13 protein-coding genes are annotated in these 16,001 nt (G+C 55.3%); 4 read left to right on the plus strand and 9 right to left on the minus strand.

Features of this window, described 5'->3' with window-relative positions; translation table 11 throughout:
- The first annotated feature begins 91 nt into the window (after positions 1-91).
- Entirely contained in the window at positions 92-799 is a 708-nt protein-coding gene (radC, locus tag EPN93_19405; GenBank protein TAL30643.1) for a DNA repair protein RadC, read from the plus strand.
- Positions 800-837: 38 nt separating this feature from the next.
- Here the strand turns inward: radC and EPN93_19410 are convergent, their stop codons facing one another.
- A complete protein-coding gene (locus EPN93_19410) occupies positions 838-3,090 on the minus strand; it encodes an ATP-grasp domain-containing protein (protein ID TAL30644.1) in 2,253 nt (750 codons plus the stop codon).
- Between the two features lie 224 nt (positions 3,091-3,314).
- Entirely contained in the window at positions 3,315-3,971 is a 657-nt protein-coding gene (locus tag EPN93_19415; protein ID TAL30645.1) for an HAD-IB family hydrolase, read from the minus strand.
- Positions 3,972-4,100: 129 nt separating this feature from the next.
- Here EPN93_19415 and EPN93_19420 point away from each other — a divergent pair, with 129 nt between their 5' ends.
- Both EPN93_19420 and EPN93_19425 read left to right on the plus strand, forming a co-directional pair.
- Positions 4,101-5,042, plus strand: a complete 942-nt coding sequence (locus tag EPN93_19420) for an aspartate carbamoyltransferase catalytic subunit (GenBank protein ID TAL30646.1) — start codon at positions 4,101-4,103, stop codon at positions 5,040-5,042.
- Between the two features lie 9 nt (positions 5,043-5,051).
- Positions 5,052-6,335, plus strand: coding sequence for a dihydroorotase (locus tag EPN93_19425; GenBank protein TAL30647.1), 1,284 nt, complete (start codon positions 5,052-5,054; stop codon positions 6,333-6,335).
- A 2-nt stretch (positions 6,336-6,337) separates the two neighbouring features.
- Here the strand turns inward: EPN93_19425 and EPN93_19430 are convergent, their stop codons facing one another.
- Genes EPN93_19430 through EPN93_19440 form a run of 3 tightly spaced genes read right to left on the minus strand, consistent with a single transcriptional unit; the run spans position 6,338 to position 9,978 of the window.
- Entirely contained in the window at positions 6,338-8,251 is a 1,914-nt protein-coding gene (locus tag EPN93_19430; GenBank protein TAL30648.1) for a tetratricopeptide repeat protein, read from the minus strand.
- A gap of 25 nt (positions 8,252-8,276) precedes the next feature.
- A complete protein-coding gene (locus EPN93_19435; protein ID TAL30649.1) occupies positions 8,277-8,480 on the minus strand; it encodes a hypothetical protein in 204 nt (67 codons plus the stop codon).
- A 1-nt stretch (position 8,481) separates the two neighbouring features.
- Positions 8,482-9,978 carry a sodium transporter gene (locus EPN93_19440; protein ID TAL30650.1) on the minus strand — a complete coding sequence of 499 codons (1,497 nt, stop codon included), beginning with the start codon at positions 9,976-9,978 and terminating at the stop codon, positions 8,482-8,484.
- A 269-nt stretch (positions 9,979-10,247) separates the two neighbouring features.
- Between EPN93_19440 and EPN93_19445 the strand changes: the two genes are divergently transcribed.
- Positions 10,248-10,724 (plus strand): methylglyoxal synthase, encoded by a 477-nt coding sequence (locus EPN93_19445; GenBank protein ID TAL30651.1) that lies wholly within the window; start codon positions 10,248-10,250, stop codon positions 10,722-10,724.
- Positions 10,725-10,834: 110 nt separating this feature from the next.
- Here the strand turns inward: EPN93_19445 and EPN93_19450 are convergent, their stop codons facing one another.
- The 4 genes from EPN93_19450 to EPN93_19465 form a co-directional block, all read right to left on the minus strand.
- Complete coding sequence (locus EPN93_19450; protein TAL30652.1) at positions 10,835-12,835, minus strand: FAD-dependent oxidoreductase; 2,001 nt, start codon at positions 12,833-12,835, stop codon at positions 10,835-10,837.
- 39 nt (positions 12,836-12,874) lie between these two features.
- Positions 12,875-13,912: a nitronate monooxygenase gene (locus tag EPN93_19455; GenBank protein ID TAL30653.1), complete on the minus strand. Its 1,038-nt coding sequence runs from the start codon at positions 13,910-13,912 to the stop codon at positions 12,875-12,877.
- A gap of 101 nt (positions 13,913-14,013) precedes the next feature.
- Positions 14,014-14,601, minus strand: coding sequence for a TetR/AcrR family transcriptional regulator (locus EPN93_19460; protein ID TAL30654.1), 588 nt, complete (start codon positions 14,599-14,601; stop codon positions 14,014-14,016).
- A gap of 150 nt (positions 14,602-14,751) precedes the next feature.
- Positions 14,752-15,789 carry a nitronate monooxygenase gene (locus EPN93_19465; protein ID TAL30655.1) on the minus strand — a complete coding sequence of 346 codons (1,038 nt, stop codon included), beginning with the start codon at positions 15,787-15,789 and terminating at the stop codon, positions 14,752-14,754.
- Between the last annotated feature and the right edge of the window lie 212 nt (positions 15,790-16,001).

Below are 16,001 nucleotides of genomic sequence, written 5' to 3' on the forward strand. Positions count from 1 at the left end.
TTGAATAGGTCAATAACTATAGGCAGCAGGTAGAAAATTTTTCAACTATGGCCAGTTCTCCCGCTTTTCGGGATTATATCCTTTACTATAAATGCACCGCTCGATCGTATACAGGAATGCCATGAAGAACGATATCCATTCAATACGGCATTTGATGCCGGTGCAGAAATGCCTGTCCGGCGGCGAAATATCGGCACTGAGCGATGCCGAGTTGTTATCTGCGATCCTGGCAACAGGCACGCGGTTGCGCGACGTACGGGAGGTCTCCGAGGAACTGCTGAGAACATTCCACGGCCTGCAGGGTTTAAGCGCCGCGGGTTTTCGCGAACTCTCGGAAACAGGCGGTATCGGACCCGCAAAATCCGTAAGAATTCATGCCGCCTTCGAGCTGGGAAAACGAATGCTGGTTCAGACCAGGATGCCCGCGGTCGTGGATACGCCGGTGAAGGTATGGAAGATGCTCCAGCCCGAGATGGCGCGCCTCCTTCACGAGGAATTCCGGGTGCTCATCCTGAATAACAAGAACATGCTTCTTAAAAATTCCGTCGTTTCAATCGGAACGATATCGGAGGCCCTGGTCCACCCGCGTGAAATCTTTCGCGACGCGATCCGCGAGGCGGCCGCATCGATAATCGTCGCGCATAATCATCCCTCCGGGGTGCTCGTGCCTTCAAAAGAGGATATCAGTACCACGATCAGGATTCGGGACGCGGGAAAAATAATAGGCATTGAACTGCTGGACCATGTAATAATCGGCGGAGCATCGTATTTGAGCCTGAAGGAGGGCGGGTATATCTAGCGTGCCCACCCGATTCGCTGAGGCCGTTTATGCCGTAATCAGACCGGCAGCGAACTTTTCACGTTCAGGCAGCGGACGATGTCGGGCGTAATGTCCGCGATCCCGGTGCAGCCGGTCAGGATCATCGCCTGTTCGAGTTCCTGCTTGATCGTATTCAAATAATATGATACGCCGCGCGCCCCCATTCCCACCGCGGCAATCGCAACCGGCCTGCCTATGAGGATGAATTCCGCCCCCAGGGCGAGCGCCTTGAGTATATCCACACCATTCCTGAATCCGCCGTCGATCATGATCCGGATATTTCCCTTCACCTCGCGCACGATCTCCTCGAGAACGTCCATGGAGCCGGCCATCTGGTCGAGCACGCGCCCCCCGTGGTTGGAAACGATGATCGCGTGCGCCCCGGCCTCGACTGCCAGGGAGGCGTCGCGAACCGTCATTATTCCCTTCAATACGAAGGGAAGCGACGTCGATGAAATAAGCCCTCTCAGATCGGACAGGCTTTTGGGACCCACGGACTGGTTTTTCATTTTCATGGTCTTGAAGACTACCGCGTCGATATCCATCCCCACCGCCAGGGCGCCGGATCTCTCGGCGGCCCTGATCCGCGCGAGCACCTCGTTGTTGTCGCTCCGGGGTTTGAAGACCGGAACACCCATGCCCCTGGCGTCCGACAGGGCCTGCAGGCCGATCTTATATTTATCCGGCGTCGCCCCGTCTCCCACGAACGCGACGGTTCCCGCGTTCAGGCAGCCGTTTACCACCGCGATATTGTAGTCGAGCTCATCCATGGCGCTGCCCATGTTCGTTCCCATTCCCGTGATCGGGGCGGCCATGATGGGCATCGACAGCCGGTTCCCGAAAAACACCGCCGAGGTGTCGGGCTCGGTCACATCGTGAATAAGCCTGGTGTTAATCTTGAAATTTTGAAGGGATTCCGTATTTCTTCTGAAAGAGGCCCCTGTCCCGATACCGCCCATGCCCGGCACCCCGCTCGCGCAGTCCTTCCCGTCGCAGGTTTTACACGCGTAGCAGGTTTTTTTAAAGCGCTCGCGCGCCGATACACGGATCGCCTCCATTGAGAGCTCGGCTTCCTCAAAGACCTCAATGGCGATGACTTCTTTCGCCCTTCGCACCGCCTCTTCGGCCAATTCGAGGGTATCCGCGACGGCGATGATGTGCCCCGCCTTTTCGACGTTCGATCGGGGAACAATCACGGTATCGCCCGGTTTGACATTTATAAAAATTTCCGCAATCCCGGGAATTTTATTCGCATCTTCTATTCCCGTAATCCTCCTGACTATGCCCGGCTTCGTGATGAGGGCCCTCTCTATCGCGACCCTGTCGTGCAAAGGCTCAAGGTTGCCCGGCTCCTGGCCGACCGCGACTTCGATTGCGGCTTTCATGAGATCTACGCCGCTTGAAAGCGGATAGGTGTAGGCGGACATGAAGCCACCGGAAAGACGAGCGGCCAATTCCCCGATCATGGCGCCGTGTTTCGTAATCTTGATATCGCCCTTGGCGCATCCGATGGAAATTCCCAGGGCGCGTATTCCCTTGCGCATGACCTCGCACGCTTCCTCCTGCTTCTCCCGGGAAAGCTGCGAAGGCATGGTGTGCCCGGTTTCGACGAAATAGGGAGGATATTCGATAATCCGGTCGGCGATACCGGTAAAGGTGATTTCATCATTGAATACGACCGCGTCAATCGAGAGCTCTTCGCCTTCCATGTATTCCTCGATTATAAGCTCGCCGCTCGGGGAAGCGGCTTTTGCAAGCTTAAACGCATCCGCTATCTGGCCCTTGCTGTCAATGCGGCTCACCCCGCGCGCGCCCATGTTGTCCGTGGGTTTGATCACCAGCGGGAACCCCAGTATCTGGCAGGCCCTCTTCGCGTCCGCGAGCGACCATACGGGAAGAAAATTCGGGCAGGGAACATTATGGGTCTTAAAGCGCATGCGCATCTTTATCTTATTGGTTGCCGCCTCCGCGTTGTCGAACTTGATGCCGGGCAAATTGAGCGTGTTGGCGACCGCGGCGACGGTCGTGGATGCATCGGTACCTACCGTGAGCACGCCGCTGATCGGCGTGATTTCGTTTTGAGATTTTGCCACGCGGACGGAACCCTGGACGTCCCGGGTGCTCATGACTATGGGAATATCGGCATATTTCATTCCCATGGCGTGCTCGTTGTAATCGGTGACAATCACCTGGAAACCCATTTTCTTGGCGGCCTGAATGGCCGGCACCTGTAGAAGCCCGCCCCCGATCACCATTATGGTTTTTTTCATGATTTGTCCCCCGAAATTAGCGTTAGGTCCGGAAACGGCGGTCATAATTTGATTATGTCACACCGTAGCGCTTTCAATATCGGCAAATTCCTGAATATTTTTAGCACTATTTACAAAAACGAATAATAGCGGGACTGGAAACGTGGCGGCAGAATACGGCAAGGATTTGCAGGAACACGCTTTCAGCATGAAGAACCGGGGGTGTGTCACATCCAGGCTGCCGGTCAGGGTATTGTCCGCCAGCCTCTCTGCAGGGCGATTCTTCTCAGCGCACGATCCGGGTGTACACACACGGGGAATCCTATTTTTTCGAGTACGGGGAGATCGGCAAAGGAATCGCCATAGTAGTAGCATTCAGAAAGGGCTATGTCCATGGACCGGCAATAGGCCGCGGCGCGGACGAGCTTTTCCGCACCATAGCAATATCTGCCCCTGGTCCTGCCGGTGAATATGCCGTTCTCCACCTCGAGTGTTGTGGACAATACCGCATCCATCGAGAGGTGCCGGCGGGCGGGCTCGCAAATGTAGGATGTCGAAGCAGACAGCAAAACGGTATGGGCACCGCGGGCTTTATGAAATCTGACTTCGTCGACAATCTGAGGCCTGAAACGGGAGGCGACGCGCTCAATGAAAAAGCGCTCAGTAAAATCGCGCATTTTTGTTTCCGGCCACCCCGCGAATTTTTGAGCCCATTTCTGAAAGATGTTGGAGGTGTTAAACATGCCGAATCGGTGAATTGCCGCGATAAGCATTCCCGAAATTAATTCCCCGTGACTGATCATGCCCTGCTGGTAGGCATACTTTATGAAGAGGCGTCCGCTGCTGGTATCCAGGAGGGTGTGGTCGAGATCGAAAAAGGCTATGAATGGTTTCACGGTTATTCAGGCTCACTCTTTAGTATAGGCGGTCACTATCCCTGCGCCGGCAGGTCCGTGTCAAAGAAAATTATCTGCGGGTGAAATATTTAATTTGACAATGTGGCACTTCCTGGGATAACGCTAAGGCTTAAGATGAAAGGGCTCAAACAAAAAGACCTGCTGGATATTCAGTCGCTCACCACCGATGAAATTTCCCTCATTTGCAAATCGGCGCGATACTTTAAAGACCTGTTCACCCGTTCGATAAAAACCGTTCCCGTGCTTAGGGGTAAAACGGTGTGCACGCTCTTCTACGAGCCCTCGACGCGTACGAGGATCAGCTTCGAGCTCGCGGCCAAGCGCCTTTCGGCGGACCTTATCAACGTGACGGTAGCGGCCTCGAGCGTCGTGAAGGGGGAATCGCTTATCGATACCGTTCATACGATGGAGGCCATGAAAGCCGATTATATCATAATACGGCATGCGGCGTCCCTGGCGCCGCATTTTTTATCTAAAAATATCCAGGCCTCGGTCATCAACGCGGGTGACGGATTCCATGCGCATCCCACCCAGGCGCTACTGGACGCGTATTCGATTCTGGAAAAGAGGGGGAGCCTCGAGGGCCTCACGATCGGCATCGTGGGCGACATAAAGCATTCCAGGGTCGCTCGTTCGGACATCGAGGTTTTTAAGAGGCTGGGGGCAAGGGTCATACTCTGCGGCCCGCCCACGCTGGTGCCGGACGAATTTTCGGCGTATGATGTGGAAATATCGTATAACCTGGATGAGATCATCCCGCAACTTGACGTGATCAACATGCTCAGGCTTCAGCGCGAGCGGCAGAAGGGTTCGCTCTTTCCCTCGATCCGCGAATACCACCAGCAGTTCGCGCTGACGACGGAGCGCCTGAAGCGCGGGAAACGTGATCTTATAGTCATGCACCCCGGGCCCATAAACCGCGGAATCGAAATCGACCACCTCGTAGCCGACAGCCCGAATTCGATTATCAACGAACAGGTCACCAACGGAATCGCGGTACGCATGTCTATCTTTTACTTGCTCGCAGGCGGCACCCCGCTCGAGGACATGGAATAGGATTACCCAATGGAATTAGTCATAAAAAACGGCACGCTCCTGGACCCGGAATCGCGCTTTGAAGGCAAAATGGACGTGAGGATCGCCGGCGCCGGTATCGCGGAGATCGCGAAGTCCATCGTCGCACCCCCCGGAAGCGAAGTAATCGATGCGAAGGGGTGCCTTGTGCTTCCCGGTCTCATTGACATGCACGCGCATTTTCGCGAACCGGGCGGCGAGGATGAGGAGACCATCATCGGGGGATCGATAGTCGCCGCGAAGGGGGGATTTACCTCCGTGTGCACGATGCCCAATACGACACCGGTGATCGATAACCAGGCGCTGGTCAGGTTCATAATACTCGAGGCGGAGAAGGGTCCGATAAACGTATTCCCCATCGCGAGCATTTCCAAGGGATCGAAAGGCGAAGAGATCACGGAAATGGGCGAGCTTGTCAAGGGCGGCGCCGTGGGCTTTTCGGACGACGGCAGGCCGGTGATGAGCTCTGTACTCATGAGGCGCGCCCTTGAATACGCTCGAATGTTCGATGTTCCGATAATCACCCATTCGGAGGATATTCTCCTTTCCGACGAGGGAATCATGAACGAAGGCGTCAATTCGACGCTGCTCGGCCTCAAGGGGATTCCGCGGGAAGCCGAGGAGGTCATGATCGCGCGCGACGTCCTGCTTGCGCGGCTGACGAAGGGGAGGCTCCATGTCGCCCACGTCTCCTCGGGCGGATCGATCCAGATCATCAAGTGGGCCAAGGATGCGGGCGTCAGGGTCACCTGCGAAACCGCGCCGCATTATTTTTCCCTGACGGACGACGCCATCAGGGAGCATCTTGCGATGGCCAAGATGAGCCCGCCTTTGCGCACAAAAACCGACCGTGAGGCAATGATCGAGGGACTGCGAAGCGGCGTTATCGACGTGATTGCCACCGATCACGCGCCGCATCTCATGAACGAAAAAATGCAGGAACTCGAGTATGCCCCGTTCGGCATAATCGGCCTCGAGACCGCGGTGCCTCTCATTATAAGCATTTTGGTGAAGGAAAACGGTTTTTCCTACCTGGACGCGTTCAGCAAGCTGACTATCAATCCCGCGAGAATTTTAAAGATTGATCGGGGCGAATTGAAAGCCGGCAAGATCGCCGATATCGTCGTAATAGACCCGGATAAAAAGGTGCGAATCGACGAGGAATTCATCGCCTCCCGCTGCAAGAACACCCCCTTCATCAACAGGGAACTATACGGGTCGGTGGAGTGGACGATTTGCGACGGCGAAGTCGTGTACCGCAATGCGGGGAGATGAGATCAGCGTGTGGTGCCCTTGTCGCGGGTCAATTCGTACGATGCGACCACATTGGGATAGAAAAAATTCAGGTCCTTATTAATGCACTTTTTCAGATACTCATTCCCGCGGGCGGAATCCTTCACTACCAGTAACCGGTTCATCCCGACATAGAAATTCGATTCGGAAACCTGCTTCCCGACAGTTTCAGCGTCGACGCCCTTCTGCGCGATCGCCGCAAGCTCCGCTTCAGTTACCTTGCCCAGGAGGTAGCGTACCACGGTATGGGCCCAGTAAGGGGAAGGCGCCGAGTACCAGGGTGCGGTGATCTTGACGGTATTTTCGTACTCCGCCTTGGAGATTGCCGCTGCTACAAGAAGCCTCCACGCGGCGCTGTATGAATATGCCGGATTCGCTTTGAGTGACGCGCTGAAGTCATCCATGGCTTCCTTGTACTCGCCTCGAATGTACCGGACGATGCCCCGGTTGTGAAAACTGATGAAATCGCCCGGGTCCAGGCGGATCGATTCGGAGAGGTCGGTGAGCGCTTTCGTATACTCCCCGGCAAAATAATGGGCTATACCCCGGTTGCTGTATGCCATGGAATAATCGGGCCAGATCGAAAGCGCCCTGGAATAATCATCGATTGCCCTCTGGACGCTTCCCGTATTGAAATACGCGCTTCCCCTGTTATTGAACGACATGGCATGACGCGGATTGATTTTCACCGAGGATGAAAAATCCTCCGCGGCCTGCGCGTAGAGCTTCTGGTTAAAATATGCCACTCCCCGGTTGTAGAATATATCCGCATTGTCGGTGTTGATGCGCAGCGCAAACGAGTAATCCTCAATCGCGCTCGTAAAGTTTCCCTTTTCCGCATAGGCGATGGCGCGCTTGGAATACGCGCTCTCGAATCCGGGGTCCGCCGCAAGGGCCCGGTTATATTCCATTATGGCGAGATCGTAATATCCTTTCTCTAAATAAGCAGTGCCTTGAACGTAGGAGGCCTCGGCGTATTGGCGGTACAGCGGGTTCGGTTTGGGAATCGATTCGAGTGGCGAGGAGGGAATTTTCGCGCTTTGAAGTGCGAACTGGCGGTTGCGATAGGCCTCGTCGTCCTGCGGATTTATGCGCAGGGATTGCGAATAATCGCGTGCGGCAGCCGTGTATTCATGGTTGCGATGGTAGGCGACGCCCCTGTTGCTATACAGGACGTGGTTGGCAGGATTGAGGCTGATTGCCTTTGAAAAATCGTCGATCGCGCTTGTGAACTGGGATATTCGGGAAAGGGCTACACCGCGATTATTGTAGAAGGCGGCGTCGCGGGGATCGAGATCGATCGCCTTGTTGAAATCGAAGATTGCGCGGTCATTCTCCCGAAGCTTGAGATAGGCGACCCCTCTGTTGTTATATGCATTTGCGTACGACGGGTTAAACGCGATCGCCCTTGAATAATCGTCGATCGCTCTCAGGTAGAGCCCCTGCCCGGAATAGGCGATTCCCCTGTTGTAGTAGGCTTCGTAGAAGTCGTATTTCAAGTAGATGGCGATCGAGTAATCGTTGATGGCATGATCGGTACTCGTAAGTATCTGCGCCACGATGCCCCTGTTGTTGTAGGCCTTTGCAAAACCCGGTTCGAGCTCGAGGGCGCGGCTGAAGTCGTCATATGCCTGCTGGTAAAATTTTTTCTTAACATAGGCGGATCCCCTGTTGTAAAGGATCCGCGCCTTGAGCGCTTTTCCGTGCTCCGGGCCGCACAATTCGAGCGCCTTCGTAAGATTGGCGATTTTATCCTCGATGGTCGCGGCCCGCATGGCGCTCTGGACGTAAAAATTGAAGCCCTCGGAGGAATATGCGGAGGAACACCAGCTTAACAGGATTATGAGCAGCGCTGCTTGAAATCGCCCTGGAGAAATAGTGTCGTTGTTGGTCTTCATTTTATTCGCATGGTGATGGCATCGGCTAAAAAATATAATACAGGATGCACTGGACAGCAACCAGTATCGTCGCCCAGATCCGAAGGTCTCTCCAGCGCGCGCGGTCGGGAGCCCCGTGAAATACGAACTCGAGGGGCATGATCCAGGCAATGACCAGGATACTCAAGAAAAAAATGCCCGCACCGATTTTTGCAGTCCAGAGGGGAAGTCCGTGTATCCAGTCGGGCATCTCAGGCCTCCTTCTCCGCGGTGGAATAGGTGAGATTCCGGAGCTCCTCGTCGCCTTTGGGAACGGTATACCTGCTGATCGTGACGAGCACGATGATGGAGAACAGGAAACTCCAGAAAGCCATATAGAGCATGTTCATGTCGAGATAAAAAAGCAGTGCCGCAAGAATGACCCCCAGGACCAGCGCCCAGAGCCCGGCGCGAGGGGTAATCTTTTTCGAGAGAATACCCATTAAAATCAGGGCGAATATCGGACCCTGGAAGAATGAGAGCAACTGCTGAACGAATACGTAAATGCCCCTGAACTCGCCGGTCAGCGGTGCGCAGAAAATTCCGGCGACAAGCGCGATCATGGTGATCCTGCGTCCCAGTCTGAGTTCCAGTGCGTCATCGTCCCGCTTCGAGAGAACGCCCATTATATCGCGCGTCACCATCACCGAGGTGGAATTGAGCGTGGAGGAAATCGAGGATTGAAGGGCCGCGATAAAAGAAACGAACAAGAGTCCCGATACGCCGGGAGGCAGAAGATTCTTTACGACCCACGGAAGGGCCTGATCGGCGTTGGCGAGCTTATCCTTGCAAAGGAGCAGGGCGAAAAAACCGGGAAGCACGATGAGAAGGGGGACGAGCGTTTTCGCGAACGCAGCCATCATCATGGAGGCCTTGCCGTCCCATTCCGACCTGGCCCCAAGGCATCTCTGCAATATAGCCTGGTTTGTACACCAGTATGCCGGGGAGAGCACCATCGCAAGTCCCAGAAGCACCCCCGGCCAGGGGAATTCCTCATGGGTGGAGGGCAGGAACGCCAGGGCATGTTCCGGGAATTTGGTCTGAATTTCGGACACGAATATATCGACGCCCCCGATCTCATGTATCCCGAGAATCGCGACGACAATGGCGCCGATAAACATGATGACCAGTTGGACCGCGTCGGTGTAGGTAACTGCCGCAAGCCCGCCGGAGACCGTGTAAAATCCCACCACGCCCGCGGTCAGGAGTATGCTGAACCAGATGGACCAGCCGATATACATTTCCAGCATGATCGCGGTCGACCATAAAAATACGCCCACGATGAGTACGGAAAATACGCTCAGGATCACCGCCGAGATCACCCTGACCGGATCGCTGTAGCGCCTGCCCAGGTACTCGGGGATGGAGAATACGCCCGCGCGCCAGTAGAACGGGATGAAGATGAACGCCGCGATGATCATCGCCGGGATGGCCCCGATCCATTCGAAGTTCGCCTGCGCGATGCCGATCTTGTACGCTCCTCCGGCCCCGCCCACGTAATCGTTGGAGCCGATATTGGTGCCGATAATCGACATGCCGATTACCCACCAGGAAAGGGACTTGCCCGCAAGAAAATAATCATGGGAAGAATGTATGCGCGAACTGAATATGTGCCCGTAAAGGGCTATTCCGACGAGGTATGCGATTATGAGCGCGATATCGAACCAGTGCACCGATTGTTGGGAAAAGCTGAATATTTCTCCGAGCATGAATTCACCGATCGGTTGATAAGGTAAATTGAAATAACACGATATCGACAGATTTACAAAACGGGAGAATTAATGCAAAAATGCAAGTACTAAATGCAGAGACGAGTGATTCAGGTCCGGGGTGGCCGTTCTGGCCCGAATCGGCGGGAATAGATGAATATTTAATGAAAATCATTTGAAATATCATGAAACTTGAGCATTTTCAAAGGACGGGAATCGAACACGATCCCCTGATATCGTAAAAAGAAGTAATAAAAGGCAGAGGACTAATGGACAAGATCAAGAACATAGCGCTCGTGGCGCATGACAACATGAAAAAGGATCTTATAGAATGGGTGGAATGGAATTTCGAGGTATTGATGCGCCATAATCTCATCTGTACTGGGACGACCGGAAAGCTCGTGGAAAACGCGATAAACCCCAGGCTCGCGGGCAGCGGCCTGGGGAACGGCACTGGCGTCGAGGTGACCAAGCTGAAATCGGGGCCGCTCGGCGGGGACCAGCAGATCGGCGCGATGATCGCGGAAGGGCGCATAGATATCATGATATTCTTCTGGGATCCCATGGAGCCCCAGCCGCATGACGTGGATATAAAGGCGCTGCTTCGCATCGCCGTTCTCTACAATATTCCCACCGCGTGCAACAGGTCCACCGCGGATTTCGTGATCTCGTCGCATCTCCTGAACGAGCACTACAGCCCCGCGATTAAGGATTACAGCGCGTATATACAGAGGCAGGTCCGGTGACGAAAAACAGGTAGAGACGCGATTAATCCAGGTAGAGACGCGATTAATCGCGTCTCTACCTGGATTTGCCAATCTCTACCTGTTTTTCGCCAGTTGTAAATTGTATTCTATTAAATGGACAGCGCCGCGAGAAATCCCTCGTGGATCGCGTCGTTGATCTTCGCAGGGCGCACACAGTCCCCGATAGCCTTGAAGGGCACGCCCGTTTTCTCGATTTCTGCCGTCGTTCTTTTTACGGACCTCGAGCCGAACGCGAGCACGATCGATCCGAACTGTTGTGCGTCTTCGCGGCCTTCCTTTTCGTAGCGAACCTTTCCGCCGGAAATGGAGAGCACCTTCGCGCCCGTCACCACGCGGACGCCGAAACGCTTGATGCGATCGACGAGTATCCACCGGGTCGAGCGTCCCACGTCCTTGCCTATTGTGGGGAGCATCTCGAAAATGGTGACCGACTTCGATCCATGGAACATGTACTGCTGCAGCCTGTCGGACGACTCCGCATCGAACGCCATGAGGAAATGAAGCACCTCGGGGGACAGGGTGCCCTTGGCTGCCAGGAAGAGCGCGGTTTCGATTCCCACCGCGCCGCCCCCGATCACGGCTATGTCCTGTCCCAGCATGGGATCGCGCCTGAGAACCTCCCACGCGGAAACGGATGTCGGCTCCGTGATCCCCTCGATTTTCGGAAGGATCGGTTCGGCGCCCTCGGCCACGATTACCTGGTCCGGCTTGCGTTCGGAAACGGTCGCCGCGGTCACCTCGGTATTCAAGAATATCGGAACATCAAGCTTTTTCAGCATGGTCCGATAATACCGGATGAATTGAAGAAGCTCATGCTTGTGTGGCGGCGCCCCCGCTATCCAGAGCTGCCCGCCGATATCGTCCGATTTCTCATACAGGGACACATCATGCCCTGCCTGCGCCGCGGTCACGGCGGCTTCGAGTCCCCCGGGTCCCGCACCGATAACCATCACTCTTTTCGGGGAGGATGCTTTTTTTATCACCCTCTCCGCCTCGAATCCCGCGCGGGGATTGCCCACGCAAAAGACCGGCCTGCCGCTGAAAAGCTCGTCGGTACAGCCCTGGTTGCACGCGACGCACGGCCGGATCTCGTCGACACGTCCTTCGCGCGCCTTGACCGGCCATTCCGGGTCGGCGATGAGCACCCTCCCAAGGTTGATCAGATCGGCAAGCCCGTCCCGGATCGTTTTTTCGGCAAGTTCCGGATCGGTAATGCGATTTGATGCGTACACCGGAATCTTGACCGCGCGCTTGATGTTGAGCGCGAGGTAGGAAAAAACACCGCGCGGGGCTTCCATGGGGAGCTGGGGAACATGAGACTCATGCCAGCCGCCCGTCACACTGATCGCGTCTACCCCGGCACGCTCGTACACCTTTGCGAATTCTACGGTTTCAGCCGAGGTGTTGCTCCCGGGAACGAAATCGTTGCCCGCGATCCTGATCGTAAGCGGGTAATCGCTCCCGAGCCTGGACCGCATGAGCTCGACAAGCTCGCGCCCGAACCGAACCCTGTTGTCGAAGCTCCCCCCGTATTCGTCGGTGCGCAGGTTCTTGAGCGGTGAAAGGAACTGGGTGATGAGATACCCCGCGGAGGCGATAATCTCGACGCCGTCAAACCCGGCCTCCTTGGCCCTGAGCGCGGCGAGTGTGAAGTCTTCCTGCAGCTTCTTGATATCCTCGATGGTCATTGCGCGCGGGGTGCTTTTCGACATCTTGGAATAAACAGCCGATGGCGCTATCTGCTTCTCATTGTTTATCAGGAATGAATATGCATAAGCGCCGGCATGGTACAACTGGACCCATGCGCGGGCCCCTTCGCTTTTTATGCCGGCCGCAAGGCTTTTAAACGAAGGTATTTCGCGGTCATTGGCGAGCGACATCGCGACGGACCCGATACCCACGAGGTCGACACCGACGGGACCCACGGTCACGACGCCGGCGCCGCCCCGGGCGCGCTCACGGAAGTAATTCACGTATCGGTCGTTGAGCTTCCCGTCGTAGGAATAGAGCAATCCGAGCGACGGGTAGACGATACGGTTTTTTATTTCGCATTTATTTATTGTTATCGGGCTGAAAAGATACGGAAACATAGTCCTCTCCTTTTTTTGCGAACCTCGTCTGGCGTCCTGCTATTTAAGCATCGCATTCATTTTTTTAAGCGCGTCCTTGGCCTCCGCGATGGTGCGATCAAAGAGCTCTTTTACCGGGGGCATATCGCATACCAGGCCCTGGACCTGACCTATGAGATGCACACCCTTTTTGAGATCGCCCGCCTCGGTCGCTTTTTGGATCTGGGCAAACGCGGTGGCCATCTGCGAAAGCTGGATCATCATCTTAGGCCCCTTGACCAGCGTACCCAGCATGAGCTTGAACCAGGGGAGCTTGAGCTGGCGGGTGATGGAGATTGACGCGACGAACGCACGGGGAAGGCTCATGCCCCTGCGGATTGACGACTTTGCGGCGGGCGTCTTCATAACGCGGCAATAAAGTCCATCAAAGCGATTAGAATAAATGGTATCGTCCATTCCCCGCTCTATCGTTGCCTTCTTTGTTATTTCATGCACAGGGCTTTCCTTCGTCACCGAAAGGCGCGTACCCATTGCGATACCATCGGCGCCCAGGGCGAGTGCGGCCGCGAGCCCGTATCCGTCACCAAAGCCGCCGGTGGCTATCACGGGAATTTTAACCGCGCGCACGATCGTGGGAACGAGGACCAGCGAGGTAACCATGCCGCCATGCGCCGCCGCTTCGTGACCGGTCACCTGCAGCGCGTCCGCGCCGTCGCGTTCCGCGGCGAGCGCGTGCTTCAGGGTGACCACCGTCGCGATAACCTTGCCCCCGTACGCATGGGCGCGCTTGGTGATCCAGTCGCCCTTGCCGAGCGAAAAGTTGATAACCGGCACCTTTTCCTCGAGGAGCACCTCGGCGTTTTCCCGGGCCCCCGGCATGAGCAGGGTGGCTCCCGCGCCAAAGGGCTTGTTGGTGAGCGCGCGGATTCGCTTGATCGACTGGCGCGTCTGTTCCGGGTTGAGGGGGCCGGTTGCGAGTATACCCAGTCCGCCCGCGTTGCAGACGGCCGCGACGAGCTCCGGGGTGCTGATCCAGCTCATTCCCGGAAGAATGATGGGGTACTTGATGCCGAACAGCTTTGTGATCTTCGTGTTCATTGTCTTCTCCTTTAAAAAGTGAAATAAATAACAGCGATGTGCGATCGCCAAAAGGTGCATTATCAGGCATCCGCCGGAATCGATTATTCCGGCAATGCATATTAAATATGTATTCCCCGATCCACGATCTCGGCCATGAAGCCGCGGAATCGCTCATCCGTGATATCAAGCGCGTCGAGAAGACCGAGCTTTTTGTACTGGAGCATGCCCTCGGTGACCGCTGCAAGGAAAACCGAGAGCATGAGCGGATCGATGGCGCGTATTCTATTCTCGCTTATTCCCAGCGAAATCGTCTCCTCTGTAACCCTGGTGAGCTCGGTAAATTTTCGGGCGATTTCATCGGAGCCGGATTCTTGGGACCCGTAATGGGCCTTGTACTCCATGAGGATGTTGTAGTAATCCCTGTGCCGGTGAAAGAATTCGATGTAGGAGTCGTATATCGAGATGAGCTTCTGGTTGGGGGTGCTTCTGCCGGCGATACCCTCCCTAAACCTGGTGAGGAGGAGATCGATTGCCTCGTAGCAGATGGTTTTGTAAATATCGCGCTTGCTGGCGAAATGAAAGTATATCGCACCCGTGGTAAGCCGCGCACGGGCGGCGATGGCCCTGATCGAGATACCGCTATACCCGTAGCGCGGCAGTAGGGAACGCGCAGTATCCAGAATCCGTTCACGGTTGTTTTTTCTCATGAGAAGTACCGTATAGACACAACATAACAACGTTATGTTTTCGGTCAAGAAAAAAATGTGATTAAAGCAAAGGGCCAGGTTGGCAGGGGGTTCGTAGAGACGTCCCGGCGGGACGTCTCTACGAACCCCCTGCCAACTCGAGCCGCGGCATTACTTCATTTTAGCATTAAAGGCTTTTTGCGCTTCCTTCGCTTCCTTGACGATTCTCTTGACGAGATCGGCAACCTTTGGCGTGTCGTGAATCAGGCCGGTAACCTGCCCCAGGGGAAGCACGCCCTGGGAATTGTCGCCTTCCATCGTACCCACCCTGAATGCCTTAAACCCGTTGGCCATGGTCGCCATTTTCTTGGCCCGTCCGTAACCCTGCAGGAGGATTGCAAGGGCTATCTTTATCCACGGATATCCCAAAGCCTGGGCGATTTCGCGGGAATTGATAGCCGCGGTAAGCAGGTTGAGGGGGCGCGACATTATTTTTTTGACCTTTTTCGATTTCATGAAACGTGCCGGAAGACCGTCCACCTTCGGAGTATACACGGTATCGTAGATGGTCTTTTCGATACTGAGTCTTTTCATGTTCTCGTGAACCGGGCTCTCGACGGTGTTCATGAAGCGTGAGCCCATGGAAACGCCCTCTGCGCCCAACGCTAATGCCGCCGCAAGTCCCCTCCCGTCGCCGATGCCGCCCGCGGCGATTACCGGAATTTTGACGGATTCGGCAATGCTCGGTATGAGGACCATGGAGGTGATGTCGCCGCCGTGACCGGCCGCCTCGTATCCCGTCACTATGAGCGCATCGGCGCCGTCGCGCTCCGCCGCGAGCGCATGCTTATGGGTGGTTACCGTGGCGACGACCTTGCCCCCGTAGGCGTGTACCTTCTTTGCCAGCCAGTCCCCTTTTCCAAGCGCGTAGTTGATGACGGGCACCTTTTCATCGATGAGTATCTGCGCGTTGCGCTCCGCCCCCGGGAAATAGAGGGTAATGTTCGCCGCAAACGGTTTCTTGGTGAGCGACCTGATCTCTTTCACCGCGGCCCTGGTTTCATCGACGCTCATGACGCCGGTCGCGAGAATGCCCAGTCCGCCGGCGTTCGAAACCGCGGCGACGAGTTTGGGTACGCTGATCCAGCTCATGCCGGAGAGTATTATGGGATATTCGATCCCGAAAAGCTTGGTAATGCGGGTTTTCATACAGGGTCTCCTAAAATGAGGTATGGTGTGGAGTATTTATCATGGACATCAATCCTCCTTATAGTGAATGGCGTGTCTTTCGGGTCAAGTCGATTTTGAAGCCCCCCATGACGGGAAAGAATCCCTTGAAGATCGTCCATATTCCGATGAAGAGCGGCAAATTCCTCTTCCACGGAAAAGCTGACCGGTCAGCCTGAGTGAAAATAGCGCAA

It is taken from the genome of Spirochaetota bacterium (genome assembly GCA_004297825.1).
GTDB lineage: Bacteria > Spirochaetota > UBA4802 > UBA4802 > UBA5368 > FW300-bin19.

What these genes read in the sequence shown, in the direction of transcription:
- radC (TAL30643.1), top strand. Translation starts at nt 92, where the DNA reads ATGCACCGCTCGATCGTATACAGGAATGCCATGAAGAACGATATCCAT.
- EPN93_19410 (TAL30644.1), bottom strand. Translation starts at nt 3,090, where the DNA reads ATGAAAAAAACCATAATGGTGATCGGGGGCGGGCTTCTACAGGTGCCG.
- EPN93_19420 (TAL30646.1), top strand. Translation starts at nt 4,101, where the DNA reads ATGAAAGGGCTCAAACAAAAAGACCTGCTGGATATTCAGTCGCTCACC.
- EPN93_19425 (TAL30647.1), top strand. Translation starts at nt 5,052, where the DNA reads ATGGAATTAGTCATAAAAAACGGCACGCTCCTGGACCCGGAATCGCGC.
- EPN93_19430 (TAL30648.1), bottom strand. Translation starts at nt 8,251, where the DNA reads ATGAAGACCAACAACGACACTATTTCTCCAGGGCGATTTCAAGCAGCG.
- EPN93_19435 (TAL30649.1), bottom strand. Translation starts at nt 8,480, where the DNA reads ATGCCCGACTGGATACACGGACTTCCCCTCTGGACTGCAAAAATCGGT.
- EPN93_19440 (TAL30650.1), bottom strand. Translation starts at nt 9,978, where the DNA reads ATGCTCGGAGAAATATTCAGCTTTTCCCAACAATCGGTGCACTGGTTC.
- EPN93_19445 (TAL30651.1), top strand. Translation starts at nt 10,248, where the DNA reads ATGGACAAGATCAAGAACATAGCGCTCGTGGCGCATGACAACATGAAA.
- EPN93_19450 (TAL30652.1), bottom strand. Translation starts at nt 12,835, where the DNA reads ATGTTTCCGTATCTTTTCAGCCCGATAACAATAAATAAATGCGAAATA.
- EPN93_19455 (TAL30653.1), bottom strand. Translation starts at nt 13,912, where the DNA reads ATGAACACGAAGATCACAAAGCTGTTCGGCATCAAGTACCCCATCATT.
- EPN93_19460 (TAL30654.1), bottom strand. Translation starts at nt 14,601, where the DNA reads ATGAGAAAAAACAACCGTGAACGGATTCTGGATACTGCGCGTTCCCTA.
- EPN93_19465 (TAL30655.1), bottom strand. Translation starts at nt 15,789, where the DNA reads ATGAAAACCCGCATTACCAAGCTTTTCGGGATCGAATATCCCATAATA.